Origin of the sequence: Hyphomonas sp. L-53-1-40 (genome assembly GCF_000682775.1) — a bacterium.
In the GTDB taxonomy this organism is placed as follows: Bacteria; Pseudomonadota; Alphaproteobacteria; order Caulobacterales; family Hyphomonadaceae; genus Hyphomonas.
In genome coordinates this window covers 458,994-483,787 of record NZ_AWFI01000012.1, presented here as the reverse complement: position 1 = coordinate 483,787, position 24,794 = coordinate 458,994, and the positions used below count along the sequence as shown (strand labels likewise).

Sequence of the window (24,794 nt, the reverse complement as noted above, 5' to 3'; positions counted from 1 at the left end):
GATCGCCCTTTTCAGCAGTGTCAGGCCACATCCATACCCACGTCAAGATTGGGAGCAGAATGCGTTAGCGCCCCCACGGAAATAAAGTCCACACCGGTCTCTGCGATTGCCGCAACGGTACCCAGATTGACTCCGCCAGATGCTTCGATCGTGACGCGGCCCTGATTCATTTCAACGGCGCGGCGCAAGGTGTCGGTATCCATATTGTCGAGCAGGACGGCATGCGGCCCATGTTTCAGCGCTTCCGCGAATTGGTCGAGTGTATCGACTTCAATTTCGATCATGCGCAGGTGGCCCGCATAGGCCTTGGCGCGTTCCAGTGCGAGCGCCACGGAGCCACCGCAAGCAGCGATGTGATTGTCCTTGATCAGGATGGCATCATCCAGGCCGTAGCGATGTGCTGTACCTCCGCCGCACCGAACGGCGCGCTTCTCCAGCGCCCGGTGACCTGGGGTCGTTTTCCGGGTGCAGACAATTGTTGCGGACGTGTGAGAAATCTTTGCGACGTAGTTGCGCGTCATCGTGGCGACCGCTGACAGTCGTCCAATAAAATTCAGCATCGTGCGCTCAGCCGTCAGGATAGAGCGCGCGCTGCCGTCAAGGCGCGCGACAACATCGCCGGGTTTTACTGCCGTGCCATCATCCATCCGAACATCCAGTTCCACGCTTGGATCGATCAGGGTAAGCGCGTGGGCCGCAGCGTCGAGACCTGCGATCACGCCGGGCTGGCGCGCTGCAATAACGACGCTGAGTTGGGTTTCCGGCGCAATGGTCGCGTCCGTGGTCAGATCACCTGCGCGGCCAAGGTCTTCTGACAGGGCAAGCCGAACGATGGGATCGAGGATGATCGCGGGCAGCGGCGGGGGAAGCAGTTTCATACGCGGACGGTCTCCTCAAAATCTCTCAGCAGGAACTGGCGTTCCGGTTCGATCATGTCTGGATAGTCAGACCGGAAATGTCCGCCCCGGCTTTCCTTGCGATTGATTGCGGCCTGAACGATCAGTCTCGCAGTGGTCAGCGCGCGAGCCGGCCCATGTATGGTGTTCAAGCGCTCGATCAGCTCAAGCACGCTGGTCATGCCGGTGGCATTTCGCACAACTCCACATTTTTCGGACATGGCGCCGCGCAATTCCTGCAGGGCTGGAACGGGTAACGCCCCTGGAACATGACCTGTTGATGCGTTAGGGGTGGCGAACTCAGCTTCGCGCAGGCGCTCGGCAATGCGGTGGGCAAATACGACAGCTTCTAACAAAGAGTTGGATGCAAGGCGATTTGCGCCGTGTACGCCGGTAGATGTACATTCGCCGCAGACGGACAGTCCATCGAGGCTGCTGCGCCCCCAGAAGTCTGGGACGATGCCACCCATATGATAGTGCGCCGCTGGAGCAACCGGGATCAATTCGGTGCGTGGGTCGATGCCGGCAGATTTGCAAGTGCCAAATACTGTTGGGAAATGGTCCGGGAAGTGTTCACCCACAGCCGTGCGGCAATCGAGAAATGCGCCTCGGCCAGACAAGCGCTCTGTGTGCACGGCGCGCGCCACTTCATCGCGCGGCGCGAGTTCGGCCAATTCATGGTAGCTTGCCATAAAGGCCGTGCCGTCTCGATTATGGAGCGTGGCGCCTTCACCGCGGAGGGCCTCGGTCGCGAGGGGGGCAGGATCGCGGCCAATGTCGATGGCCGTAGGATGAAATTGGACGAATTCTAGATCTGCAATCAGTGCGCCCGCTTCCCAGGCCATCGCAACAGCGTCGCCGCGCGCTTCGGGTGGGTTGGTGGTAACCTGGAACAGGCCGCCGGAACCGCCGGTGCACAGCACCGTTTCCCGCGCGGTCCGTGTGGAGAGCGTTCCGGCATTGTCCCGCAATATGACGCCTGCCACCTGAAGATTGGCATCCTGCATCAGGCCGGTGGCGCGGACGCCTTCGATGATGGTGATATGTGGCGCGGCGGCAACGGCCGCGACCAGCGCATCCATGATGGCCTTGCCCGCAAGGTCTCCGGCAACGCGTGCTACACGTGGGTGGGAATGTGCTGCTTCAAGCGAGAGCGCCAATGCGCCATCCGGCGTGCGGTCAAACGGGACTCCTAGCGCGACGAGGTCACGGACACGTGCGGGCCCTTCTTCGGCGATAAGTCGTGCAATGATGGGGTCGACCAGGCCTGCGCCGGCCGCCACCGTGTCAGCAGCGTGTTGTTCCGGGCTGTCGAGAGGGTGCATGGCGGCGGCAAGACCACCCTGTGCCCAGGCGGACGAGGCAGCCTGACCGAGTGGTGCGGGTGAAATGACGGTGCACGGGCGCGGCGCGAGCTGCAGCGCGAGGAAGAGGCCGGCGAGGCCTGCGCCCACGATCAGAACGTCATCATCGACTGGCGCATTGGCCGTCAGGGTTTGCGGAATGGAAGCGGTCACAGACTAGGAAATGCCGTCATTTGCGCGGCGAAATTCCGCTGGCGCCGTAACAGCAGATACCAGCGCCCCAAACATGCGGTCAGCGGATTGGATGGTGAGCGTGAAATTGTCTGGTACATAGATCAGGCCCTCGACCTTGGCTTCCAGCATTTCCTCGATCTGGGACCGAATCGAAATTTGGTCTCCGAAGCGGCGAGCCTTGCAGGATTGGCGTACAACCGACCGGCCCCACATTGAGCAGACTTCAACCGCTGTGAGCTCACAGCTATATTGGCCTTCATCCGGGTGCGGAGAAAGATACATGGTGCCAGACATCATGCACTCCCCATTGCGATAGGGTTTTGTCTGGAAGCTCCAGGTGCCAAGGACATCCGATGAATCTCCCTCGCGTTTGCTGTCGGCATGAGCGGGAGTGCAGACCAAAAGGCCTGCGATCGCCATTGCCGCGAGACCGTATATGCCTCGGACCATTCTACCTCTCCTTGCGCCCAGAGACACATTACGCCGCTCCCCCGCGATTGCACAACCTGTCTGGCTGCTAGACGACCATTTCAAGCTCAAGTGGTTTCAAACCGGTCTTGAACGCGAGCGGCTTGACCATTTTCGGCAGGGCCATCATGGCGTCGAGGGCTTCCTTGGCGCGCACGCGGACATCCTCCGGGATGAGCACCTCGTACTCGCCCGTGACCAGGCAATCATAGATGTTTTCCAGCGTGATGCGCTTCATGTGCGGGCAGAGATTGCATGGACGAATGAAGTTCACGTTCGGATTGGCTGACGCGACATTGTCACTCATCGAGCATTCCGTCAGCAGGACAACTTTGTTCGGGCTTTCCTCGGCAACGTAATTGGCCAGCGCGGACGTCGAGCCGGCAAAGTCGGCGGCTTCCAGTACATCCGGCGGACATTCCGGGTGAGCCAGGATAACGACGCCTGGGTGGGCTTCGCGCAACTGTTCGACATCGTCGGCGCTGAACATCTCGTGCACTTCACACGCCCCCGGCCAGGTCATGACGCGGATGCCGGTCTGGGCAGCCACGTTCTTGGCGAGGTACTGGTCCGGCACGAGAATTACCGTGTCAGTATTCCACTCAGCAGCGATGGCTTCGACAACTTGCGCCGCATTCGAGCTGGTGCAGGTGATGTGGCATTCGGCCTTCACCTCTGCGGTACAATTCACATAGGTCACGACCGGGTAATTCGGGAATTTCTCCTTGATCAGGCGCACATCGGCGCCCGTAATCGAGGCGGCCAGCGAACAGCCCGCGCGGGTATCCGGAATAAGGACGGTCTTTTCAGGCGCGAGGATCTTCGAGGTCTCGGCCATGAAGTGCACTCCGGCCTGCACGATGATATCGGCATCCACATTGGCAGCTTCACGGGCCAGCTGGAGGCTGTCACCACGGAAATCGCCGACAAGCTGGAAGATGTCCGGCGTCATGTAATTGTGTGCCAGGATGACGGCGTTCTTCTCTTTCTTGAGCCGTTTGATCGCCGCGACGAGGGGCGCAATGGCTGGCCACTCCATCGGAGTGATGAAATCCTGGACCAGCGGGTACAGGCCGTCAGTCTCCAGCTTCACCGCGTCATCATAGACGAGGCCGCGTGTTTCAGCGGCAGAGGCGCCGCGCAGCGGAGTTGGCGTTGGGCAACCGGGGCCGGAATCAATAAGACGTGCCATGTCGTCCTCCTTCGTAGCAGACCGACTTATGCTCGATCTGAGTATAATATGGACCTGAAATCTGGCGCTTCAAGGGGGCAGGCCTTCAAACGTCAGGAGTTCGGGCTGCTCGTGCGACAGAAACTTGAAGCTTATACGCACTCTGAGCAAAAGGGGTTTAACCCCTGTGAAAAGATCAGGCAAGCCAATTTTGGCGTAAATCCCGCGTCAGCCCTCGTCGAACAGTTCCAGCGCGGCGGCTGTCATGGCCTCTACGCCCGTTGCGATGGTTGGGTCATGATCCGCCCTATAACCGCTCTCAACGCCACCTTGCCTGCTCTCCGTTCACCAACGATTTCGCACTTCTTCGGCAAATCCGGGCAAGTCCTTCACGGTCATCTGGCTGCCATCGTCAAGAATGACACGTCCTGAGAATAGGCCAAAGACCTGGTCCTGCGCAGTCTTCAAAATGCCAAGGTCGGTCGTCTGGTGACGATTGATGACGGGAGCGAAATCCATCTCAAATCGTTTGTCATTGCTGGTAAATTTCCATAGTGCGGAATCAGGCGCACCTTCAGGCATATGGAATGTGACATGATCGAGCTTGTGGGCTTTACCATCCACGAACAGCATGTTTTCGCTGGCGGCGGATGTATCGCCGAACCCATAGCCAATGTTAAACCCAAATGGCCGCCCCTTGATCAGGCCGGAGGTAGAGCCCCAATACCATGTGTTGTTGTACGTCCAGACGCCGCGGCCCCAATCCAGTACAGCAAAGGCACTCTCAGGGGAGAACTGATACGTCTCCTCGCCCAGGGTGATCTTCCCGCGCGCGGGCATGCAGTTGATTTTCTGATTGTAGTAAAAAGCCTTCGGGGCTTTTGGAAACGGTGTGGCAATAACCATCCGGTCCATATCGGACTGGTCGAGCCATAATTCCCCGTGCAGTCCTTTTCCGTTGGCGAAAGCCGGATCATTCACCGTCAGGCGCCGCCCTCCTGCATCATGCCGAAAGCTCAGTTCCAGATCGCCCTTGCGCTGGGAAATGTCGCCACTATCGGCGCTGGCTGGCAACTTCATCTTACCCATCGACCACGGGATGATAGCTCCATGATTGGTGGCTGTTTTCTGTTCCAGGTCGAGCCAGGATGTGCCTAGGAACCCAAGATAGCCATTGTCAGCGACAGTCAGAGCCAGCCCGAACCGGGGTGTCAGGATGCAGTAATAGTCCCACTCCTTTATGCGCAGGGCGCCCGCTTTGATGGCAGAGCGATCATATGTCCTGACCTCGCTGGTCGCATATCCTCGTTCGACCAATCGCCCCCGCGCATCAAGTAGAGGGCCTTCGCCCATTCTGTGTTGCATTCTCCCTCCTGTCGCGCCGGATTTCTGAGATTTCGGAGCTTGTGGAAGACATATAAAGATAAGGTGGGCGTGGCTTCTACCCTCGACGTTAGGTCACTCCATGTCGTCTTTCCTGTGCCGCATGGGAAAGTGCCTCGCGAATTCGTCTGAGAATCTGTGCCCTCATACTCTTCCACATTTGTGCGGACACAGACTTCCTCTCCTTTAGCCTTCAGCAGGCGTGCCGCGCGCTGATCGAATCAATCGCGGGCGATGATTTGAAGCTGCATCCGGTAAAGATGTCGCGCTAGCGGCGGGCGAAGGCGAATGGACGGGTAAAGCAGGTGGAACAGGTCGTCCGGCAGCTGATAGTCCTACTCGCGACAAGGCTGCATATCGTATTTGCGCCTTTGAAGGCGCGGGGGCCGAAAATTGTGGCGGACCTGCCGGACGGCGTGGAGCTGGCGATCTTCCCGCGCTGCTCGCGACAGCGCTCCCTTGCCTAGTGTATGCCAAGTTGGACGAGGCGTAGGAGGACTCAGGTTTAGCTGTGCGAAATCGAGGAGCACCTGCTGGGCCGCAACTGCGTGTCCAGCCAGGGGCGCAGGCTCACCCCTCCTTGAACAGTTCCAACGCGGCCGCAGTCATAGCCTCGACGCCTGTGGCAATGGTCGGGTCGTAATCCGGAGCGAAGAATGGCGAATGCAGCGAGGGCAGGGGCAGGGAACTGTCTTTGGAGGCCTCATAGCGCGCAGGCTCAACTGCGCCGACCCAGAATAGGAGGCCGGGAATGTTTTCTTCCGTCCGCCCGAACTGGCTGAAATCTTCACCGCCCATGACCGGGGCTACTTCCTTGACGTTGTCTTCGCCGATTGCATCCGCGATGGCCGCCATGGCTGTTTCGGCCAGGTCGGCGTTGTTAAAGAGCGATGGTGTATAGTCCTGTTCGATCGTGATCTCTGGTTCAGGCGCCCCGAAGGCTTCGGCTTGCGCCTTGGCAATGCGCTCAATGCCGCTCAAGAGCATTTGACGGGTCGCGTCGTCATAGGAGCGCACCGTCAGGAGCAGCGTTGCTTCGTCGGAAATGATGTTGTGCTTTGCGCCGGCCTTGAACGAGCCGACTGTAACAACGGCAGAGTCCTGCGGGTTCGTATTACGCGAGACGAGGCTCTGCAGAGCTACGACGATGTGAGATCCGATCAGGATCGGGTCGCGTGTTGTGTGCGGGTAGGCGCCATGCCCGCCGACGCCTTTCACGGTGATGTCGACACTGTCGACATTCGCCATGGCATAGCCCTTCGTATAGACAACCGTGCCAGCGGGCGCGGCTGCGGAAACGTGCAGCGCCAAATTGTAGTCCGGCTGAGGGAAGCGGCTATAGAGACCATCGGCCAGCATGGCCTGGGCGCCAAGGCCGATTTCTTCGGCTGGCTGGGCGATCATTACAAGTGTGCCGCTCCACTGATCCTTGCGGGCAGTCAGTGCGCGGGCGGTGCCGATCCAACTGGTCATGTGGATGTCGTGGCCGCAGGCATGCATGACCGGGCTCTCGACGCCAGTCCATGTGGTCGACTGGACCTCTGAGGCAAACGGGAAACCCGTTTGGTCAGGAACGGGCAGGGCATCCATATCGGCGCGGATCATGACGGTCGGGCCATCCCCATTGCGCAATACGCCAACGACGCCGTGTCCGCCGACGCCATCCTTGACCTCACCTACATCTTTCATTGCCTTGGCAACCACCCAGTCCTGACCAATGCCGGTGGAAACGTCGAAGCCGAGATTTTCAAGTTCAGAGGCCATCAGAGCGGCCGATTTGGCTTCCTTGAAAGAAAGTTCCGGATTGGCGTGAAGTTGTTTGTAGATTTCGATCAGTTCTGCATCAGCCTTTGGCAAGTTGGTTTCTGCTGAAGGAGTGGCCGCGGATGAGGCCGGGGCGACCGTATTCGATGCTTCGGCCTCGGTCGTTGCGCCTGTGTCGGAGGCGACCGGTTGCGGCGTTTCAGCGGCGTCATTTCCGTTTCCGCAAGCAACGAGCGCAAGCGCGAGAGAAGAGATGGCAACAGTACGGAACATGGGTTTCGGCCTCCGGCTAAGGTAAGGAGGCACCGTAGCGGCGTTTTCAGCGCTGCCAAGGGGGCGAAAATGTCCTACATTCTACGGCAATCGCCGGGTTGCGTCGGCGTGCTGCGCTGCATATAAGGGGCGGTCCAAAGGAGATTATCTGCTCATGGCCCGCGTTACCGTTGAAGACTGCGTCGAAAAGGTTCCAAACCGTTTCGAGCTTGTCCTGCTTGCTGCACATCGTGCCCGCATGATCCGCGAAGGTTCGCCGATTACTGTGGACCGCGATAATGACAAGGACCCAGTTGTGTCGCTACGCGAGATTGCTGACGAGTCGATTGATCTGAAAGTGGTCAAGGAAGCGCTGATCTCTAATCTGCAGGACATTCGTCCAGGCGAAGAGAACGAGCGCGAAGCCGACCGTTTGGCTCTGGAATCTGCACCTGCTGCAACCGAAGAAGACGTCATGCGTGCCTATCAGGCCGAGCTGGAGTCCGGACGGGACGACCGGCTGTAGGAGGCCAGATGGACGGCAGCACCCTATCCGCAAAGGATGAAGGGGCTGGCGACATGGCTGGCACAGAGCGACCGGCTGCGGAAAAACCTAAAGATGTCCTGACCCGGCAACAGCTGATCGATAAGGTTCGCGCCTATCACCCTCGGGTGAAATCCGAACTTCTCGGTGCCGCTTACGATTTTGCCAAAACGCATCATGGCGAACAGATGCGGGATTCGGGCGATGCATATTATTCGCATCCCGTCGAAGTCGCGAGCCTTCTGGCTGACGTCAAACTCGACGAGATTACCATCGTCGCGGGCCTGCTCCATGATGTGGTCGAGGACACCGAGATCGATATTGGCGATGTCGAAGTGCGCTTTGGTGCGGACGTGGCCGAACTGGTCGATGGGGTCACGAAGCTCGATAAGCTGGAATACAGTTCCAAGGAATTGGCTCAGGCCGAGAACTTCCAGAAATTCATTCTCGCCACCACCAGCGACATCAGAGTCCTGCTGGTGAAACTGGCCGACCGGCTTCACAATATGCGCACGCTGCACTTTCGGAAGAAGGCATCCAGCCGCGAACGCACCGCGCGGGAAACCATGGACATTTACGGCCCGCTCGCCCGCCGCGTCGGTCTTTACCAGATTGCTGCTGAGATGGAGGATCTGGCTTTCCAGGAGCTAAACCCAGAAGCGCGTCGTGCCATTCTCTATCGCCAGGACGAGCTCGCGCTCGAAAATGCCGATGATCTTGAGCGCATCCGGGGGGACCTTGAGCAATTGATGGAGGTTTCCGGAATTCCTTGCCGCATCAAGGGTCGTCGGAAACAACCTTATTCGCTATGGCGCAAGCTTGAGAAGAAATCGATTTCCTTCCGGGATGTCGCCGACTTGTTTGCCTTCCGCGTGATCGTGGAGAGCGTTGAGGATTGCTACCGGGTGCTGGGAGAAATCCACAGACTCTGGGCGTGTATCCCTGACCGGTTCCGTGACTATATCTCCGTGCCCAAGCCAAACGGCTATGCCAGCCTGCACACAACCGTACGCGCTTCCGGCAACCGGCGCGTCGAACTCCAGATACGCACTGAAGAGATGGACCGCACCGCCGAGTTCGGCGTGGCTGCGCATTGGGGCTACAAGAACCGCGCCTACGGCTTTGACATCGATTCGGCGCGTGCTGCCGGTCTTGACCCTGCCGCCAATCTCGAAGCCTTCGCAGAATTGCTTCAGGATGGCGGCGATCCGAGCGAGTTCATGGAGCACGCCAAGCTCGAAATGTATCGCGAGCACGTCTTTGCTTTCTCTCCGAAGGGCAAGTTGATCATCCTGCCAGCCGGCGCCATGCCATTGGACTTTGCCTATGCGGTGCACTCGGCGGTGGGTGACACATGTGTTGGCGCCAAGATCAATGGCGAGGTGAAGCCGTTACGCCGTCCGCTGAAAAATGGAGACGTTGTCGAGATCATCCGGGGCAAAGCGCCTCACGCCATTCATGGCTGGGAAGCGCTGGCGATCACCGGGCGCGCGCGCTCTGCGATGCGCAAGCTGGTGCGCGACAAGGAAACAACAGAGTTCCGGCGCCTCGGTCAGGGGCTGATCAATATGGCGCTGCGACGGGCAGGTATTGATCCGGTTGATGTAAAGATGAACCATACGGCCCGCCTCGCCGGTTTTGAGGATATGGAAGACATGTCCGAAGCGCTGGGGCGCGGTCGAATTTCGTCAAACGATGTGATCCAGGCGGCCTTTCCGGGTTACCGGCCGGAACGCGAGGACGATCCCACGAAGGTCCGCATGGACAGTGAGCATACGCCGCTCATGGTATCCGGCACGGAGCTGTCACCGGGCGTGACGCTTCATCTCGGAAATTGCTGCTGCCCGTTGCCTGGGGACCGTATCATGGGGGTTCATGAACCGGGCAAGGGCATTGTGGTCCATGTCGCGAGTTGCCCAAAGCTCGCCGAATATGACGATAAACCCGAGCTCTGGGTGGACCTGCGCTGGACCGAACTGGCGCGCACGGGTGCGGTGGCTATTGGCCGAATTCGTATCAATGCCTCCAATGAGCGCGGCGTACTGGCCAAGCTCTGCGCTGCCGTGGCACAGGCCAGCGGCAACATCACAGCCATACATACGGTAGACCGCCACGAGGACTTCACGGAAATCTTGATGGAAATTGAGGTTGAAGACCTCAAGCGTCTGACGCAGATACTGGCCGCGCTCCGGTCGATCGCTGTGGTCGACAGAGCTGTGCGCGACCAGGAGGGCGAAGATGAAGAATGATGATGTGCTGAATGTATTCCGCGAGGCCGGGGCTTTGCTGGAGGGGCATTTCATTTTGTCGTCTGGTCGCCGCAGCACGGTCTTTCTTCAGAAGGCGTTGGTCTTTTCCCAGCCTGACCTGTCCGAGAAACTCTGCAAGGCGCTGGCGGAAAAGCTTACCGCCGAGTTCGGCAAGATTGATGTTGTGGCTGGGCCAGCTGTCGGCGGCATCATTCCGGGCTATGAATTGGCGCGCCAGCTTGGCGCACGGTCGATCTTTGCCGAGCGGGTCGATGGCCAGCTTCAGTTCCGCCGGGGCTTCTCCATTGCCGAAGGCGAACGTGTGCTGATCGCAGAAGATATCGTCACGACGGGGCTGTCTTTTCGTGAAACCGTCGAAGCGCTGGATGCGCTGCCCGGCGAGGTCGTGGGTGGTGCCTGTATCATCGACCGGTCGAACGGCCGCGCTGATGTTGGCTGCAAGCTAATTTCGCTCGCGGCGGTTGATTTCCCGGACTATGACGCCAATGATTTGCCACCAGATCTTGCCGCGATGGAGGCCGTCAAGCCTGGCTCCAGGGGCCTCGCCTGATGGCAGGCCCGTTGCGCCTTGGTGTGAACATTGATCACGTTGCAACCATTCGCAATGCGCGCGGTGGGGATCATCCCGATCCGATGCGCGCGGCGCAAATTGCTGCTCAGGCCGGCGCAGACGGCATCACGATCCATTTGCGCGAGGATCGGCGGCATATACGCGATGGCGATCTGGAGGCCATCCGTGCGGCTTCCAGCCTTCCGATCAATCTCGAAATGGCTGCGACAGACGAGATGACGGAGATTGCCTGCAAGTTCCGCCCGCATGCAGCTTGTATTGTTCCTGAAAAGCGCGAAGAGCGTACGACTGAAGGCGGGCTCGATGTCGCGGGCCTGCACAACCAAATTGCGCCCGTGGTTCGCCGCCTCAATGATTCTGGCGCGCGGGTGTCACTCTTCATCGAACCCGACCCTGTTCAGATTGCGGTTGCGGAAGTGCTCCAAGCACCTGTGGTCGAACTCCATACGGGCAAATACGCTGAGCTATGGATCGAAGGCGGTGCAGAGGCCGCGGCGCCAGAACTCGAACGGCTAAAGATCGCGGCGATAGAAGCGCGCAAGCGCGGTGTCGAACCGCATGCCGGACATGGCCTGACATTTGAGAACGTTGCTCCCGTGGCGGCAATCCACGAGATCGCAGAACTGAACATTGGTCACTTTCTTGTTGGTGAGGCCATCTTTATCGGTCTTGATGCCGCAATCCGGGAAATGCGTCGACTGATGGATGAGGCCCGCGCATGATCATCGGTATCGGGAATGATCTCTGCAATATCGAGCGTGTGGAAAAGACACTTGCCCGATTTGGTGAGCGGTTTGAGAAACGCGTGTTTACCGATGTCGAAATCGCGCTGGCGCGCCGCCGTCGCCTGACTGCTGAGACGTACGCCAAACGATTTGCGGCCAAAGAGGCGTGTGCAAAGGCGCTCGGTACGGGTGTGCCGCGTCGCGGCGTTCATTGGAAGCATCTCGGCGTTGTGAATTTGCCAACGGGCAAGCCAACTTTCGCGCTGACCGGCGGCGCGGCGGAGCGCCTCGCCACCATGATGCCCGCCGGCCATGAAGCGGTTATTCACCTGACCATCACGGATGATTACCCCTGGGCGGAAGCCCAGGTCATTATCGAAGCCTTGCCGGTGACGCCAGCATGACACCGGCAAGACCCAAACGCACACGCCTCCGGTCGAAGGGAAAAGCGAGCCAACCCTCACTGGCCGAAGCGGATATCCGGACACTGGAGTCCATTCTTGGCCACAAATTCAAAAACCCGGAGACGCTAATCCGTGCGCTGACACATCCAAGCGCTGTAACTTCTGCGGAGTCAGTCCGCCTGTCCAACCAGCGCCTCGAATTTCTAGGTGACCGGGTCCTGAACCTCGTGATCGCCGAACGCTTGATTGACCGACGCCGGATGGAGAGTGAGGGCGATCTGGCTCCGCGTCTCAACAGTCTTGTTCGCAAGGGGGCCTGCGCGGATGCCGTGCGCCATCTCGGCGTTTCGGAATTCGTTATCATGTCGGATGGCGAGATAGCTGCCGGTGGGCGCGAACGGGAATCGACCCTTGGCGATGCCTGCGAAGCCATTATAGGCGCAATCTACCAGGATGCCGGGCTCTCCACCGCCCGGAAATTCATTGAGAAAGGTTGGGCGCCGCAATTCGAGGCGGCTCCGGCCCAGACCAAGGATCCCAAGACGCTGCTGCAGGAATGGGCCCAGGGACAGGGCCTGCCACTGCCGGATTATGACGTGCTGAGCCGGTCGGGACCGGACCATGAACCCACTTATGAGGTCGAAGTTAAAGTGGCCGACCGGGGTGCGGCTGTTGCCGCGGGGTCGTCAAAGCGCGATGCTGAGCGTAATGCTGCCGCCCTTCTCCTAGAAAGCCTGACCGGAACCCCATGACAGACACTCCCATCACCCATGCTGGATTTGCCGCCATTATCGGCGCGCCGAATGCGGGCAAGTCCACGCTGACCAATCGTCTGGTCGGCACTAAGGTGGCAATCGTCACGCACAAGGTGCAGACGACGCGCTTCCCGGTGCGCGGCGTCGCGCAGGTGGACGGCACGCAGATCGTGCTTGTGGACACTCCGGGTATCTTTGCGGCCAAGCGCCGGCTCGACCGCGCCATGGTGAAGGCGGCCTGGAGTGGCGCTGACGATGCGGACGCCATTGTGCACCTGATCGACGCTTCGGCCTGGGTCGCGGAGCGCGAAGGCAAGGTAGATGGTGCGCAGAAGAAATCTCTGGAAGATGATCGCCGGGTCATCGAGCAACTTCAGCAGATTGGCCGCAAAGCTTTCCTCGCCCTGAACAAGATTGATCTGTTTCCCCATGATCAGGTCCTGCCGATCATTGCGGAACTGAACGAGACGGGCGTTTATGATGAGGTCTTCATGATCTCCGCAGAAAATGGCGAAGGCGTCGACGCGCTGGAAAAGGCTCTCGCGAAACGGATGCCCGAAAGCCCGGCGCTCTACCCGCCGGACCAGATTGCCGACCTGCCGATGCGCCTGCTTGCCGCCGAAGTGACGCGGGAAAAGCTAATGCTGCGCCTGCACCAGGAACTGCCTTACCAACTGATGGTTGAAACAGAGAGCTGGGAAGAGAAAAAGGATGGCTCCGTCCGTGTGCAACAGGTCGTGGTCGTCGGCCGCGACAATCACAAATCCATGGTGCTCGGCAAGGGTGGCGCAGCGATCAAGGATGTTGGTCGCAAGGCCCGCGAAGAACTCTCTGAAATGCTCGGTCGCAAAGTGCACCTCTTCCTGTTCGTGAAGGTGGATGAACGCTGGCAGGAACGCCGCGAGAGCTACCAGGGGCTCGGCCTGGAGTTTGATGTTTGAACTGGTCGGATGACGGCATAATCCTGGGCGCACGCCGCTTTGGAGAAGGTGGCCTCATCCTCGACGTTCTCACCCGCATGCGCGGGCGTCGGTCCGGTCTTGTCTATGGCGGTTCCTCGCGCAAGCGCCGCGCGCAATATGAAGCCGGAAATTCTGTTTCCCTCAGTTGGACCGGGCGCCTTGAAGAGGCTCTGGGTCGATTTGATGTGGCCGAGGCCAGCCGGGAGCGAGCGGCGCGTGTATTGGACGATCCAGCCGCCCTCGCCGCCATTTCGGCTATCACCGCGATCCTGCGGGGTGGACTGGATGAAGGCGATGCCGCGGGTTCTGCACTGTTTGAGGCTACCGAGCTTTTGCTAGACCAGATTGAGGCGCAGGAAATCTGGCCAGCGCTCTATGTGCGCTGGGAACTGGGCCTGCTCTCGGCGCTCGGCTTCGGGCTCGATCTGGATGCATGCGCGTTGTCCGGCGCGAATGATGGCCTGACCCATGTATCTCCAAAGACCGGACGGGCCGTGCGAGGATCCGAGGCCGAGGAATATGTCGACCGCCTCCTTCGCCTGCCACTTTTTCTTGTCGAATCCACAGCCCATGTTGCGCCGTCCGATATAGCCGATGGCTTGAAGCTCACCGGCTATTTTTTGGAAGCGCGTCTGTTTGGGGGTCTCAATCGGGGCATTCCACCAGAGCGCCTGCGACTGGTGGGCCGCATGCTGAAGCGGCCCTAGGCGCTCACACTTGGGCGTTGGCTGACCCGCGCATACCAGTTTCCGATGTGTTTCAGATCGGGGTTGAGGGGCTGGCCCACCTGACTGCCAAAAGCCAGGAAACAGAACAGCAGTATGTCAGCCAGGCCGAATGCCTTGCCTGCCACAAACTCACGGCCGTCAGCCATCTGTTCGTCCAGAAAGACGAGCCCATCCTGTGCGCAGGCTTTCAGGCCATCAGCAGCTTCCGGCAGGCAGCGCATCCGGTCCTGGAACATGGGCAGGCCCTCGGCGGCGCGGAAAGCTGTGGTCAGCGGCTCAACGATCTTGAGGTCCACCCACCGTGTCCAGCGGCGGTTCTGGGCGCGCGCTTCGGGTGTATCCCCCATCAGGCGGTCGCCGGGCTGGGTTTCGTCCAGATACTCGCAAATGGCAGTGATCTCGGTCAGGATGCTGCCATCATCAAGCTCAAGAGCGGGCAGCTGGCCAGCCGGGTTCTTGGTCGTATAGGGCGCCTGCCGGTTTTCTCCGGCCATCAGGTCGATGTCTTCCTTGGGCAGGTCGATGCCGCGTTCCGCCATGAACATGCGCACCACGTGCGGGTTCGGGCCTACGGAATTATACAATTTCATTCTGTTTCCTTCCCTCTTGTGGCGCTGACTGTTGCGCGGCGAGATAACGCGCGCAAGGGCTGTCATATTCAGAAGCCGTTCATTTTCTGATGTGTTAGGTGGCCGGTGAGGACTGGGGCGTTCCGTGCAGACGAAAAGGCTGATGCCATGAAGAAAACTGTTTTTGCCGTAACCGCCATTGCCACGCTTACTCTTGCGGGCTGCATTCACGTCGATGCCGACGAACACGGCCGCGACGCCATGTATGAAAATACCGAAACTGCGCTCCGCGTCTGCGGTGGTGAAGGCCGCGTGAAGGAAGTCACTGAAGACGGCTTCAAATGCCTTGACTGATTAGTCACCGGCAGACTTTTCCTCCGCCCATGTCGAAATGAAAATGATCGGCATGGGCGGCATTGTATTCGGGCCCCAACGTCACCGAGAATAAATCGCACGCACCCTTGTGGAGCCGTCGCAGGAATTTCTGTTCCGCCCCTCCTGCATCCCAATGCGTTTTGACGCTGATGAGACGGCCATCCTCAAGGCGGAAACCCGATACATCAATCGCATTGCCCAGCCCGTGTTGGGACATCCGTCGTGTGCCTGCGATATTGCGACAGGAAAAGCTTCCATAGGTCTCGATCCGCGCAATCGGCGAGCCAAGGATTTCGATTGCCGCCGGGCGAGCAATATGGCGCTCCCAAGAATAAAGCGCGGCCGCCTGACCACAAGTCATGCGCAACGTCGCCGAATATGGCGTCAGCGTCTGGTCCAGCGTCAGGGCGTTTGTCAGTCCGCAACCGCCGTCCAGCTGCTGGTCTTCGAGCGGTGTGTACAGCACGCCTGCATCGTCCAGCGCGGCAAAACACACTTCGCGGTTTCGCTTGGCACGGGTCAGCTTGTGCCATGTCCCGATGCCGGGAGTTTCGGTCAAATCGACCGGAGCAAAGGGATTGTGGCGCGGAGGCGCCAGCCAGAAGAAGGTCAGCAACACCAGCGCCGGCAGGCTTATCAACAGGATCCATGCCCGGATTGCACTCATCAGCAGCTGCGCCCTTTTCCTTTCCTTAACCAAAGCGACGTTTGTGTTAACGTGCTCCGGCCCTTGAGTCGCTGACTTTAATCAAGGGCCTGCACCAGAATGTGGCACGAACTGCAAAGAGGCCAGAATGTCCGATTTGATTGACGGGACGCCGGAAGACCGGATCATCAACGAGCCGATGAGCGAGGCGCTTTCCAAGCGCTATCTCGCTTACGCGCTGTCGACGATTACGTCCCGCGCGCTGCCCGATGTGCGCGACGGCCTGAAACCCGTCCAGCGCCGTATCCTGTACGGTATGCGCGTCCTGAAGCTTGACCCCGAGGGCGGCTATCGCAAATGCGCCAAGATCGTTGGCGACGTGATGGGTAACTTCCACCCGCATGGCGACAGCTCGATCTACGATACGCTGGTGCGTCTCGCGCAGGACTTCACCGTTCGCTATCCGCTGGTCGATGGCCAGGGCAATTTCGGCAATATTGATGGCGATAGCGCCGCTGCCTATCGTTACACCGAAGCGCGCATGACGGTTGCCGCCGAGCTGTTGCTGGATGGCCTCAACGAGAACGCAGTCGATTTTCGCGCCAATTATGCCGAGAATGATGAAGAGCCGGTTGTCTTGCCAGCCGGATTCCCGAACTTGCTCGCCAATGGTGCGACCGGCATCGCGGTTGGCATGGCCACCTCCATCCCGCCCCACAACGCTGCCGAGCTGATCGATGCGGCGCGTCTGCTGATCGAAAAGCCCAAGGCGACGACGGCGGAACTGATGGATTTCGTCCAGGGACCAGACTTCCCGACCGGTGGCATCATCGTCGAAACCAAGGAGGCCATGCTTCAGGCCTATGAGACTGGTCGCGGCAGCTTCCGTATGCGTGCGCGCTGGGAAGTCGAAGACACTGGTCGTGGCACTTATCAGATCATCGTCACCGAGATTCCCTACCAGGTTCAGAAGTCTCGCCTGCTCGAAAAGCTGGGCGAGCTGATCGAAGCGAAAAAGTTGCCGCTGCTGGACGACGTGCGCGACGAGAGCGCCGAGGATGTGCGGCTCGTCTTGGTGCCGCGCTCGAAAACCGTCGAGCCTGAAGTCTTGATGGAGAGCCTCTACAAGGTCTGTGACCTTGAAACTCGCTTCAGCCTGAACATGAACGTGCTGCACAAGGGCGCGCCCCAAGTCATGGGCCTGAAGGATGTGCTGCAGGCCTATCTCGATCATCGCCGCGAAGTCGTTGTGCGCCGGGCCGAGTTCCGTCTCGACAAGATCGAGAAGCGACTGCACCTGCTTGATGGCTATTTGATCGCCTATCTCAACATTGATGAGGTGATCCGCATAATCCGGTATGAGGACGAGCCCAAGGCTGTGTTGATGTCGACCTTCGGTCTGACGGACATTCAGGCTGAAGCCATCCTTAATCTTCGTTTGCGGGCATTGCGCAAACTGGAAGAGATGGAAATTCGCGGCGAGCATGACCGGCTCAGCGCAGAGCGCGAAGACCTGATCAAGCTGATCGGCTCGACACGCCGCCAATGGAGCAAGGTTTCCAAGGAACTGAAAGAAGCTCGCGAGGCCTTCGACCCTGACTCTGAACTCGGTCGCCGCCGCGCGACGTTTGGCGAAATGGCAGAAGTGGATCTCGCAGCCGCTCTGGAAGCCACACTGCCGAAGGAGCCGCTGACTATTGTGCTGTCCCAACAGGGCTGGATTCGCGGCATGAAGGGGCACGGGCTCGATCCGGAATCAGCCAAGTTCAAGGATGGTGACGAACTCTACCTTTCCGAAGAAGTGATGAGTACGGACAAGATTATTCTCATGGCATCCGACGGACGGGCCTTTACGCTGCCGGCGGACAAGCTGCCGGGTGGACGCGGTCATGGTGAGCCGATCCGCCTGTCCATCGACCTTGAAGACAGTGTCGACATTGTCACAATGTTCCGCTTTGAGCCGGACCGCAAACGCGTCGTCGCTTCCAGCGAGGGCTATGGTTTCGTCGTCGAAGAGAAAGAGCTGGAATCCAACCGCAAGGCCGGCAAGCAGGCCGTGAATACCGGCAAGGGTGAGTTGAACATCTGCGTGCCGGTTGAGGGTGATATGCTGGCCGTGGTCGGATCGAACCGGAAACTGTTGATTTTCCCTCTGGATGAGTTGCCGGAGATGGCGCGCGGCAAGGGCAACAAGCTGCAGTCCTATAGTGGCAAGTTCAAGCTGCGTGACCTGATGACCTTCGACAAGCGTGACGGACTGATTGTCATGACGGGCGGTCGCCACCGCGCCTTCCCGGAGTGGGAAGAATGGATCGGCAAACGCTCACAGGCTGGCAAAGCCGTACCGAAGGGCTTCCCGCGCGGCGGCACGTTCAGCGGCTAGGCGGAGGGCATGCCCATGAGGCGGCTTGGCCTCCTGCCAGTTCTGATCGCATTGGTCGCTGCATGCGGTTCCGAGCAGGAGCCCGGAGTGGAAATGTGCGAAACGGCGGGTGCAAGTACCGTCGTAATCGCCGAAGCCAGATTTGACTTATCTTCCCGTCTTCTGGGCGTGCGGGTTTATTCACCGGATAAGCCAAACACCATATCTCCCGACGTGGAACAGCCCTCTGAAAGGCTATGTCCTAATGCGGACGGACTGGTGCTGACCGCCTCCCAGCTTGAAATCCACACGCCACCCCGCAGGCAGCTGACGGCTGATCACTTTGACGTTTCCATCCAGCTGAGAATTTTTCCCCAAAGTGATGGGGCCAAAGACCTGTCTTTGACGCGTGATTGGACCAAGTTCGAGATGCAGGATGCCGGAAACGGATTTATCTCTTCGCGCAACGGATCAGTCGGTATGGGAGCGGCCGACATATTTTTACAGGATAGCCCAACGATGTTTACCCTCATGGGCAACCCTGTGGCTTTCAGTTGCTACTACGATAGCGAGCCAAGGGGACGCAGATGCTTCACTTGGTGGCTGGGGCATTCCGGCGAGCAGTACGAATACAGTTTCTTCGATGGGGAATACCCCCGGTCGGAGTGGCTGAACCTGCATCAGCAGGTGCTGGACGGGATTGCCGAACTAAAATCCTGACTCAGCTCTCCGCATTCAGGCCGAAAGCCTTATAGGCGTCCTTGCGGGTGCCCCAGAACGGGGTGATGTGGGACGGGATCTGCAGCCGGGTGATCGCCTGGGCCTCGAACGGCGCCGTAGGTTTCGGGCCGACTAGTATAGCGTTGAACTCGCCATCTCTCGCATTGTCCAGGATCCACTCCGGTCGCTTGCCGGTCAGGTTCTTGATATCCTGACCGTAAAACCGTTTTGCGTCGCGGTATTCCTGTTGCCACTGTTTCTCGTATCGGCTGAGGTCTACGTTCGGATTGAGTTTCTTAGCTGACGCGATCCGACCCTCAACCGGGATAACGCGGCCCGGAGCTGAGACGTAACATTTCCGAGTGGGTGAATTGTCGAAGGAGATGATCCCCGTTCGCGAGGCATCTACTCCATTTGCAATGGCACCCGCTTCATAGGAGTTGATGACCACACCGTCGATATCTACACCGGGGGCGCGCTGAATGTTCCAAAGGACGGAGTCATAGGATGTGAGGTACAGGAAGACCGGGGCATCGGTCTCCGTGACAAGGACCTCGATCTGGCGGGCGTTATTTACCGCATTTCCGATAGCCGTGCCGAGCGCCTCGCGCTGCATGGCCGTCTTGGCGTTTTTTGTCCTCTCCCGGATCATGGCCTTACGCTCGGCAATCGCTTCTGGCGTGTCCTTTCGGTTGATATGGTGCAGCGGCGTCCGGATCCCGCCGCTATACGTATAGACATAGGCTGCGCGGGCATTCCCGCTGGCCCTAGGAGTTCGGCAGGATGTATTCGTACGAATGACTTCCTGTCGGGCAGGAAGGTCTGACACGTTGATAGAGGGCGTACCCATGGTGACTTGCCCATAATTCACAGCAGACTGACCATCGATAACAACGAGCGGCGTGGATGCTGGCATCGATTTTCCGCCTGCATTCCCGCAAGCTGATGCAGACAGAAGTAGTGTTGCCAGTACGATATTGCGCATTCTGAGCCCCCACACATCACGTGATCGCTGGTACGATAACACGTGCAGGTTTCTATCCCGTTGATGGGGCGAACGAAATTCAACTTCTAATCGCAGGCGCGCGGGGCTAGTTTACTTGTCCAGCAAAGCCATCGTGTCGGTCAGGAGCGATCCGATCTCTGTGTGCAGGACAAGGTCTGCGAACGGGTCCTGATCGGTCGGTTCACGATTGATGATCGCCATACGCGCTCCGTTGCGTTTCGCTTCCATCGGGATGGCCGAGGCCGGGTAGACCACAAGTGACGAGCCGAGCACGATCACAAGGTCGCAGAGTAGCGCTTCTTCGCTGGCACGCAGCATTTTGTCTTCTGGCATCGATTGGCCGAACGAGACGGTCGCATTCTTGAGCAGGCCCGTGCAGAAGATGCAGGTCAGATCCTCGTCTTGTTCCCAGCGAGGCTTCAGCGTCTCGAATTCGTAGCGCTTTCCGCATTGCAGGCATTTGGCATAGCTCGCATTGCCATGTATTTCGATGACCTGATCGTCTGGCACACCGGAATCCTGATGCAGGTTGTCAACATTCTGTGTGACTACGGAGCTAACCTTCCCGCGCTTCACCAGATCGGCGATGGCATAGTGGCCTACATTCGGTTTGGCGCCGGTCCAACCCTCGGCGCGACTGAACACGCGCCGCCAGGATTCCCGGCGCGCATCACGCGACGCAACGAAGTCCTGAAAATAGATCGGGGACATTTTGCTCCAAACGCCGCCAGGACTTCGGAAATCCGGAATGCCGCTCTCGGTGGAGATGCCAGCTCCGGTGAATACCATCACCCGGCGGGCGTCTGAAATCATGCGTGCGAGCTGGCCTGAATTCGTCATGAGCATCTTCTATGCATTACTGTCTGCGCCTCCCCTCACTAGCAGCTAAAGATTTGAAAGAATTTGTAAAGACGGGCCGTTGGGAAGAAGCACGCGAATTTCTAAACGACCGTACCGAAGGCTGCACCGATCAAGCCGGTGACAAGCATGGCAGCAGCCCCCCAGAATACGATTCTCACAATGGCTTTGAACTTGCCCGCGCCGCCCGCCTTGGCCGAAGCCATACCAAGCAGGACCAGCGCCAGTAGGGACACGCCCGCCACGACAGGCTTGACCAGATCCGCCGGTGAGAACACGGCTGCCAACAGAGGCAGGACCGCGCCTACGGAAAAGCTGAGCGCAGAACTGACAGCTGCCTGAATGGGCCGCGCTGCTACAATTTCGTTGATGCCAAGCTCGTCTCTCGCATGGGCTTCCAGCGCGTCCTTTTCGGTCAACTGACGCGCGACGTCATAGGCCGTGTCCTTTTCGACGCCGCGATTCATGTAAATGTGCGCAAGTTCAACCAGTTCGGCTTCGGGATGATCCCGCAGCGCTGCGCGCTCGATCTCGAGGTCGGCCTTTTCAGTGTCAGCCTGTGACGAGACAGAAACATACTCCCCTGCGGCCATCGACATCGCACCGGCCACCAGGCCTGCAAGGCCTGCGGTCAGGATCGCGCCAGTGGAGGCCGCAGCGGATGCAACGCCGATCATCAGGCTGGCGGTCGACAGTATTCCGTCATTCGCCCCTAGCACAGTGGCACGCAGCCAGCCGATGCGGTGGCTGTAATGGTGTTCGCCAAGTGGAAAGGGTGAGGCCATCGAATATCTCCCGATTGCACCAAATCTGGCGACAGATAGGCAGTAAGGTCAAGCCTGCGGTCTGCCACAGTCCCGATCAGTGGTGCTAGTCGTACATACCGTCGCGTAGATTGATGCCATGTTCGACCCACGCTTTCATCGCGCAGATCATCTGCGACCAACCCATGCAATTACGATACGAGTTCGAGAGTCCCTCATCGGTGGAAGGCCAACCCTCCTCCGCGATGGAGACGATGGTGCGGCCATCCTCGGTCGGTTCGAACCGAATGGTGACGGTTGTCTTGGCGCCATCTGTTTCATCTCCATCCCATTCCAGGACGATGCGCTTGTTTTCCTCGACGTCTACAACATTGACGGGGAAGGCACCGGGAAAGTCGCGGAAATCCCATATGACCGTCGCGCCAGCCTCCAGGCGGCCTCTCGCGCCGCCAGTCGTGAAATAGCCAGATAGCTGTTTGGGGTCTGCAACGGCCTCGAACACGTCCTCGACAGCGCGGTTGATACGCCCGCTTACTTCGAATTTCAGGTTCATCGCAGCCTCCCGATATCGCTTGCCAGATCCAAGTAAATGTTATAAAAAGACAACATGTCAAGCGATGATAAAACTGACCTGATTTTCAGGGCGCTGGCCGCGCCGGTCCGGCGGAGCATTATGGATGCGCTGAAAGATGCACCTCAGACGACGGGTGACCTCTGCGCGCAGTTCAGCCAGCTCAACCGGTGCACGGTGATGCAGCATCTGGGAGTGCTGGAAGAAGCTGACCTTGTGCTCGTGCGTCGGGTTGGTCGCCAGCGCTGGAATTATCTCAATGCCTTGCCGATCAAACATATTCATGAGCGCTGGATCGGGGGCTATGCTTCTGGTGCGGTCGCCCTGCTGGACCGCCTGAAAACTGATCTGGAAACTGAAACGGTCGCGTGAGCATCGCAGCGTCCCTTGCACTCTGCGCCGGGCCCGGATACCCCTTTTATATCTGGTTCTTATGGAGGGACGCCCGATGAGCCCCATTCTAGTAGTTCTGGCCGCAATCGTCGCGATCGCTGGCTTTGTCATTCTGATCTACAACGGCCTTGTGATGAAGCGTCAGAGGGTCAATCAGGCCTTCGCGGACGTGGATGTCCAGCTGAAACAGCGTCAAAACCTGATCCCGAATCTCGTGGAGACCGTGAAGGGCTATGCGAGCCATGAGAAGGAAACTCTGGATGCCGTCATTTCGGCGCGGAATGCCGCACAAAGCGCGAGCACACCGGGGGAAATGTCCGCGGCCGAAGGCATGCTGACCGCATCGCTCGGCAAGCTGTTTGCGCTCGCCGAAGCCTATCCGGACCTCAAGGCGAACACGAACTTCCTTGAACTTCAGTCGGAACTGTCTTCCATCGAAGACAAGCTCGCCGCCGCGCGCCGCTTCTACAATTCGGCTGTTCAGGACTACAACACGTCCCGCGAACAATTCCCCGGGTCCATCGTGGCGGGCATGTTCAATTTCGAAGGTCGCGAATTCTTCGATGTCGGTGTCGAAGGACGAGAAGCCTTGTCCATGGTGCCAGAAGTCAAGTTCTAGGCTATACTGGTGCCTCCGGATCAGGAGGTGGGACCATGAAATATCTTACGATCAGTGCGGCGCTTGTCCTTGGGGCTTGCGCCGCAAATTCTGCCGGGTGGAGTGCATCCACCTGGAGCGGCCTGCCGGATCGCACCGTGGCGGGGGGCGGCTACAGCTTCTTTGCCTCACCGGCCGAGGGTCAGGGCTTCAAACTCAAATTCTCGGTCAAGACTGATGGCACATTCGGCGTGGCCGAAGCGCCGACCGAAGATGCGCTGGTCGAGGCCGCCAGGGCTGCAGCGCCGGAGGGCTGCAATTTCGTGTCTCTGGAGCGCAGCGCAGATGGCGGCGCCGTGGCCGACTATGATTGCGGCTGAGCCGCAAACCATGGCTCCAGCAGGCTGAGCGCTTCTTCGATCTGTGCTGTCGACAGCGCAAATGAAAACCGCATGAAGCGATGGCCTTCAACCGGATCGAAATCGACGCCTGGGGCCGTGGCAATGCCGGTATCTTCGAGCAATTTCAGGCAGAAGGCCAGGCTGTCATCGGTATACTTCGATATGTCGGCATAGATGTAGAACGCTCCATCCGGCGGCGCGATCTTTTCAAGCCCGAGGCGCGGCAGGGCTTCAAGCATCAATTCGCGATTGCGGCGGTAGACCTCGACATGGCCGTCCAGTTCCTCCGCGCTGTCCATCGCCACGAGGCCAGCATGCTGGGACAGGGATGGCGGCGTCAGAAACAGGTTTCCGACATAGGCGCTGGTCCGCGCGGCCCCATCCCTGGGCGAGACCAGCCAGCCCAGTCGCCAAGCTGGCATGGAGAAGTATTTGGAAAACGAGTTTACGATGTAAGCATCCGGATCAAACTCCAGCATGGATCGGATGTCCGGCCCATAGCTGAGGCCATGATAGATCTCGTCCGAGATGATACGGATGTTTTTTGCCTTGGCCACTGCGGCGATAGCCGCAAGGTCATCCTCGGGAATGATCGTGCCGGTTGGATTGGCGGGACTTGCGATGATGACGCCTGCTGGGGCTGGGTCGATGGAGTCCAGCGCGGCGGCCGTCAGCTGGTAACGCACGTCCGCACCGCAAGCGATTTCCACGGGGGCGAGATTGAGCGCGCGCAATGTGTTGCGATAGGCCACATAGCCGGGGCGTGCGAGGGCGATCCGGTCGCCCGGATTGAATGCCGTTGAGAGCGCCAGTACGAGCGCGGGCGAGGCCCCGCATGTCAGTGTCACCCGTCCCGGCGTCAGATCGACACCATACTCATCCCTGTAGTGCTGGGAAATACGATCCTTGAGCGGACGGCTTTCCCAATACCCCATGGGGTCTGTATCCAGTACTTCGTGCGCGCGGGCGATCGCGCCTCTGGGCGCAGGCGTTGAGGGTTGGCCGAACTCCATATGCAGGATGCGGCGGCCCTCGGTCTTCAAATCATGTGCGCGTTTGCTGACCGAAATCGCGCGAAACGGATCAATGTCTTGTCCCAT

General features: G+C 59.0%; 27 protein-coding genes. 14 read left to right on the top strand and 13 right to left on the bottom strand.

The genetic code is table 11. The features are described 5' to 3' along the window. Window positions 1–20: 20 nt before the first annotated feature. From nadC to L53_RS08200, 6 genes are all read right to left on the bottom strand, one after another. Window positions 21–878, bottom strand: coding sequence for a carboxylating nicotinate-nucleotide diphosphorylase (gene nadC / locus L53_RS08225; RefSeq protein WP_034814008.1), 858 nt, complete (start codon window positions 876–878; stop codon window positions 21–23). Continuing rightward, a complete protein-coding gene (locus L53_RS08220) occupies window positions 875–2,413 on the bottom strand; it encodes an L-aspartate oxidase (protein ID WP_084333251.1) in 1,539 nt (512 codons plus the stop codon). Before L53_RS08220 ends, nadC begins: the two co-directional genes overlap by 4 nt. Window positions 2,414–2,416: 3 nt before the next feature. Then, window positions 2,417–2,884: a hypothetical protein gene (locus L53_RS08215; RefSeq protein ID WP_034814006.1), complete on the bottom strand. Its 468-nt coding sequence runs from the start codon at window positions 2,882–2,884 to the stop codon at window positions 2,417–2,419. Between the two features lie 67 nt (window positions 2,885–2,951). Then, the gene (nadA, locus tag L53_RS08210) at window positions 2,952–4,094 is read right to left on the bottom strand and encodes a quinolinate synthase NadA (RefSeq protein WP_034814004.1); all 1,143 of its coding nucleotides are present in this window, start codon (window positions 4,092–4,094) and stop codon (window positions 2,952–2,954) included. Window positions 4,095–4,418: 324 nt separating this feature from the next. Further along, window positions 4,419–5,438 carry a DUF2804 domain-containing protein gene (locus L53_RS08205; RefSeq protein WP_034814003.1) on the bottom strand — a complete coding sequence of 340 codons (1,020 nt, stop codon included), beginning with the start codon at window positions 5,436–5,438 and terminating at the stop codon, window positions 4,419–4,421. 588 nt (window positions 5,439–6,026) lie between these two features. Beyond that, on the bottom strand, window positions 6,027–7,493 hold the full coding sequence (locus L53_RS08200) for a M20 family metallopeptidase (RefSeq protein WP_084333249.1): 1,467 nt from the start codon (window positions 7,491–7,493) through the stop codon (window positions 6,027–6,029). A gap of 154 nt (window positions 7,494–7,647) precedes the next feature. On the opposite strand from L53_RS08200, the gene rpoZ reads away from it, so the two are divergent. From rpoZ to recO, 8 genes are read left to right on the top strand one after another with little or no spacing between them, the layout of a single operon-like run. After that, window positions 7,648–7,998, top strand: coding sequence for a DNA-directed RNA polymerase subunit omega (gene rpoZ / locus L53_RS08195; protein ID WP_034814002.1), 351 nt, complete (start codon window positions 7,648–7,650; stop codon window positions 7,996–7,998). An 8-nt stretch (window positions 7,999–8,006) separates the two neighbouring features. After that, the gene (locus L53_RS08190; protein ID WP_084333247.1) at window positions 8,007–10,265 is read left to right on the top strand and encodes a bifunctional (p)ppGpp synthetase/guanosine-3',5'-bis(diphosphate) 3'-pyrophosphohydrolase; all 2,259 of its coding nucleotides are present in this window, start codon (window positions 8,007–8,009) and stop codon (window positions 10,263–10,265) included. Continuing rightward, window positions 10,255–10,836 carry an orotate phosphoribosyltransferase gene (gene pyrE / locus L53_RS08185; RefSeq protein ID WP_034814001.1) on the top strand — a complete coding sequence of 194 codons (582 nt, stop codon included), beginning with the start codon at window positions 10,255–10,257 and terminating at the stop codon, window positions 10,834–10,836. Before L53_RS08190 ends, pyrE begins: the two co-directional genes overlap by 11 nt. Beyond that, window positions 10,836–11,579 carry a pyridoxine 5'-phosphate synthase gene (locus L53_RS08180; RefSeq protein ID WP_034814000.1) on the top strand — a complete coding sequence of 248 codons (744 nt, stop codon included), beginning with the start codon at window positions 10,836–10,838 and terminating at the stop codon, window positions 11,577–11,579. Before pyrE ends, L53_RS08180 begins: the two co-directional genes overlap by 1 nt. Beyond that, window positions 11,576–11,986, top strand: a complete 411-nt coding sequence (gene acpS / locus L53_RS08175; protein ID WP_034813999.1) for a holo-ACP synthase — start codon at window positions 11,576–11,578, stop codon at window positions 11,984–11,986. The genes L53_RS08180 and acpS overlap by 4 nt, the downstream gene beginning before the upstream one ends. Beyond that, window positions 11,983–12,738 carry a ribonuclease III gene (rnc, locus tag L53_RS08170; RefSeq protein WP_084333245.1) on the top strand — a complete coding sequence of 252 codons (756 nt, stop codon included), beginning with the start codon at window positions 11,983–11,985 and terminating at the stop codon, window positions 12,736–12,738. The genes acpS and rnc overlap by 4 nt, the downstream gene beginning before the upstream one ends. Then, window positions 12,735–13,682, top strand: coding sequence for a GTPase Era (gene era, locus L53_RS08165; RefSeq protein ID WP_034813998.1), 948 nt, complete (start codon window positions 12,735–12,737; stop codon window positions 13,680–13,682). The genes rnc and era overlap by 4 nt, the downstream gene beginning before the upstream one ends. Next, window positions 13,679–14,410 (top strand): DNA repair protein RecO, encoded by a 732-nt coding sequence (recO, locus tag L53_RS08160; RefSeq protein ID WP_034813997.1) that lies wholly within the window; start codon window positions 13,679–13,681, stop codon window positions 14,408–14,410. The genes era and recO overlap by 4 nt, the downstream gene beginning before the upstream one ends. On the opposite strand, the gene L53_RS08155 is transcribed toward recO, so the two are convergent. Beyond that, window positions 14,407–15,021: a glutathione S-transferase family protein gene (locus L53_RS08155; protein WP_034814363.1), complete on the bottom strand. Its 615-nt coding sequence runs from the start codon at window positions 15,019–15,021 to the stop codon at window positions 14,407–14,409. The two genes, recO and L53_RS08155, sit on opposite strands and share 4 nt — an antisense overlap. A gap of 147 nt (window positions 15,022–15,168) precedes the next feature. Between L53_RS08155 and L53_RS08150 the strand changes: the two genes are divergently transcribed. Further along, window positions 15,169–15,354, top strand: coding sequence for a hypothetical protein (locus L53_RS08150; RefSeq protein WP_034813996.1), 186 nt, complete (start codon window positions 15,169–15,171; stop codon window positions 15,352–15,354). 4 nt (window positions 15,355–15,358) lie between these two features. On the opposite strand, the gene L53_RS08145 is transcribed toward L53_RS08150, so the two are convergent. After that, window positions 15,359–16,042, bottom strand: a complete 684-nt coding sequence (locus L53_RS08145; protein ID WP_034813995.1) for an extensin family protein — start codon at window positions 16,040–16,042, stop codon at window positions 15,359–15,361. Window positions 16,043–16,169: 127 nt separating this feature from the next. Between L53_RS08145 and parC the strand changes: the two genes are divergently transcribed. Together parC and L53_RS08135 are read left to right on the top strand one after the other, a co-directional pair. Beyond that, the gene (parC, locus tag L53_RS08140) at window positions 16,170–18,404 is read left to right on the top strand and encodes a DNA topoisomerase IV subunit A (RefSeq protein WP_034813994.1); all 2,235 of its coding nucleotides are present in this window, start codon (window positions 16,170–16,172) and stop codon (window positions 18,402–18,404) included. Window positions 18,405–18,497: 93 nt separating this feature from the next. Continuing rightward, complete coding sequence (locus L53_RS08135) at window positions 18,498–19,103, top strand: hypothetical protein (RefSeq protein WP_156947858.1); 606 nt, start codon at window positions 18,498–18,500, stop codon at window positions 19,101–19,103. A 1-nt stretch (window position 19,104) separates the two neighbouring features. On the opposite strand, the gene L53_RS08130 is transcribed toward L53_RS08135, so the two are convergent. From L53_RS08130 to L53_RS08115, 4 genes are all read right to left on the bottom strand, one after another. Next, window positions 19,105–20,088, bottom strand: a complete 984-nt coding sequence (locus L53_RS08130) for a hypothetical protein (protein ID WP_034813991.1) — start codon at window positions 20,086–20,088, stop codon at window positions 19,105–19,107. Between the two features lie 111 nt (window positions 20,089–20,199). Continuing rightward, window positions 20,200–20,955, bottom strand: a complete 756-nt coding sequence (locus L53_RS08125; RefSeq protein WP_034813989.1) for a Sir2 family NAD-dependent protein deacetylase — start codon at window positions 20,953–20,955, stop codon at window positions 20,200–20,202. Between the two features lie 95 nt (window positions 20,956–21,050). After that, the gene (locus tag L53_RS08120) at window positions 21,051–21,752 is read right to left on the bottom strand and encodes a VIT family protein (protein ID WP_034813988.1); all 702 of its coding nucleotides are present in this window, start codon (window positions 21,750–21,752) and stop codon (window positions 21,051–21,053) included. Between the two features lie 85 nt (window positions 21,753–21,837). After that, window positions 21,838–22,284: an SRPBCC family protein gene (locus L53_RS08115; RefSeq protein ID WP_034813986.1), complete on the bottom strand. Its 447-nt coding sequence runs from the start codon at window positions 22,282–22,284 to the stop codon at window positions 21,838–21,840. Window positions 22,285–22,338: 54 nt separating this feature from the next. Between L53_RS08115 and L53_RS08110 the strand changes: the two genes are divergently transcribed. From L53_RS08110 to L53_RS08100, 3 genes are all read left to right on the top strand, one after another. After that, window positions 22,339–22,674, top strand: a complete 336-nt coding sequence (locus L53_RS08110; RefSeq protein ID WP_034813984.1) for a helix-turn-helix transcriptional regulator — start codon at window positions 22,339–22,341, stop codon at window positions 22,672–22,674. 76 nt (window positions 22,675–22,750) lie between these two features. Beyond that, window positions 22,751–23,314 carry a LemA family protein gene (locus L53_RS08105; RefSeq protein WP_034813983.1) on the top strand — a complete coding sequence of 188 codons (564 nt, stop codon included), beginning with the start codon at window positions 22,751–22,753 and terminating at the stop codon, window positions 23,312–23,314. Between the two features lie 35 nt (window positions 23,315–23,349). Continuing rightward, the gene (locus tag L53_RS08100) at window positions 23,350–23,673 is read left to right on the top strand and encodes a hypothetical protein (protein WP_034813982.1); all 324 of its coding nucleotides are present in this window, start codon (window positions 23,350–23,352) and stop codon (window positions 23,671–23,673) included. Here L53_RS08100 and L53_RS08095 read toward each other — a convergent pair. Continuing rightward, a complete protein-coding gene (locus L53_RS08095) occupies window positions 23,658–24,794 on the bottom strand; it encodes a pyridoxal phosphate-dependent aminotransferase (RefSeq protein ID WP_034813981.1) in 1,137 nt (378 codons plus the stop codon). The genes L53_RS08100 and L53_RS08095 overlap by 16 nt on opposite strands.

Excerpts from the sequence above, each read along its gene's own strand:
- nadC (WP_034814008.1), bottom strand. The coding sequence starts at position 878 with ATGAAACTGCTTCCCCCGCCGCTGCCCGCGATCATCCTCGATCCCATC.
- L53_RS08215 (WP_034814006.1), bottom strand. The coding sequence starts at position 2,884 with ATGGTCCGAGGCATATACGGTCTCGCGGCAATGGCGATCGCAGGCCTT.
- nadA (WP_034814004.1), bottom strand. The coding sequence starts at position 4,094 with ATGGCACGTCTTATTGATTCCGGCCCCGGTTGCCCAACGCCAACTCCG.
- L53_RS08205 (WP_034814003.1), bottom strand. The coding sequence starts at position 5,438 with ATGCAACACAGAATGGGCGAAGGCCCTCTACTTGATGCGCGGGGGCGA.
- L53_RS08200 (WP_084333249.1), bottom strand. The coding sequence starts at position 7,493 with ATGTTCCGTACTGTTGCCATCTCTTCTCTCGCGCTTGCGCTCGTTGCT.
- rpoZ (WP_034814002.1), top strand. The coding sequence starts at position 7,648 with ATGGCCCGCGTTACCGTTGAAGACTGCGTCGAAAAGGTTCCAAACCGT.
- L53_RS08190 (WP_084333247.1), top strand. The coding sequence starts at position 8,007 with ATGGACGGCAGCACCCTATCCGCAAAGGATGAAGGGGCTGGCGACATG.
- pyrE (WP_034814001.1), top strand. The coding sequence starts at position 10,255 with ATGAAGAATGATGATGTGCTGAATGTATTCCGCGAGGCCGGGGCTTTG.
- L53_RS08180 (WP_034814000.1), top strand. The coding sequence starts at position 10,836 with ATGGCAGGCCCGTTGCGCCTTGGTGTGAACATTGATCACGTTGCAACC.
- acpS (WP_034813999.1), top strand. The coding sequence starts at position 11,576 with ATGATCATCGGTATCGGGAATGATCTCTGCAATATCGAGCGTGTGGAA.
- rnc (WP_084333245.1), top strand. The coding sequence starts at position 11,983 with ATGACACCGGCAAGACCCAAACGCACACGCCTCCGGTCGAAGGGAAAA.
- era (WP_034813998.1), top strand. The coding sequence starts at position 12,735 with ATGACAGACACTCCCATCACCCATGCTGGATTTGCCGCCATTATCGGC.
- L53_RS08155 (WP_034814363.1), bottom strand. The coding sequence starts at position 15,021 with ATGAAATTGTATAATTCCGTAGGCCCGAACCCGCACGTGGTGCGCATG.
- L53_RS08150 (WP_034813996.1), top strand. The coding sequence starts at position 15,169 with ATGAAGAAAACTGTTTTTGCCGTAACCGCCATTGCCACGCTTACTCTT.
- L53_RS08145 (WP_034813995.1), bottom strand. The coding sequence starts at position 16,042 with ATGAGTGCAATCCGGGCATGGATCCTGTTGATAAGCCTGCCGGCGCTG.
- parC (WP_034813994.1), top strand. The coding sequence starts at position 16,170 with ATGTCCGATTTGATTGACGGGACGCCGGAAGACCGGATCATCAACGAG.
- L53_RS08135 (WP_156947858.1), top strand. The coding sequence starts at position 18,498 with ATGTGCGAAACGGCGGGTGCAAGTACCGTCGTAATCGCCGAAGCCAGA.
- L53_RS08130 (WP_034813991.1), bottom strand. The coding sequence starts at position 20,088 with ATGCGCAATATCGTACTGGCAACACTACTTCTGTCTGCATCAGCTTGC.
- L53_RS08125 (WP_034813989.1), bottom strand. The coding sequence starts at position 20,955 with ATGCTCATGACGAATTCAGGCCAGCTCGCACGCATGATTTCAGACGCC.
- L53_RS08120 (WP_034813988.1), bottom strand. The coding sequence starts at position 21,752 with ATGGCCTCACCCTTTCCACTTGGCGAACACCATTACAGCCACCGCATC.
- L53_RS08115 (WP_034813986.1), bottom strand. The coding sequence starts at position 22,284 with ATGAACCTGAAATTCGAAGTAAGCGGGCGTATCAACCGCGCTGTCGAG.
- L53_RS08110 (WP_034813984.1), top strand. The coding sequence starts at position 22,339 with ATGTCAAGCGATGATAAAACTGACCTGATTTTCAGGGCGCTGGCCGCG.
- L53_RS08105 (WP_034813983.1), top strand. The coding sequence starts at position 22,751 with ATGAGCCCCATTCTAGTAGTTCTGGCCGCAATCGTCGCGATCGCTGGC.
- L53_RS08100 (WP_034813982.1), top strand. The coding sequence starts at position 23,350 with ATGAAATATCTTACGATCAGTGCGGCGCTTGTCCTTGGGGCTTGCGCC.
- L53_RS08095 (WP_034813981.1), bottom strand. The coding sequence starts at position 24,794 with ATGGGACAAGACATTGATCCGTTTCGCGCGATTTCGGTCAGCAAACGC.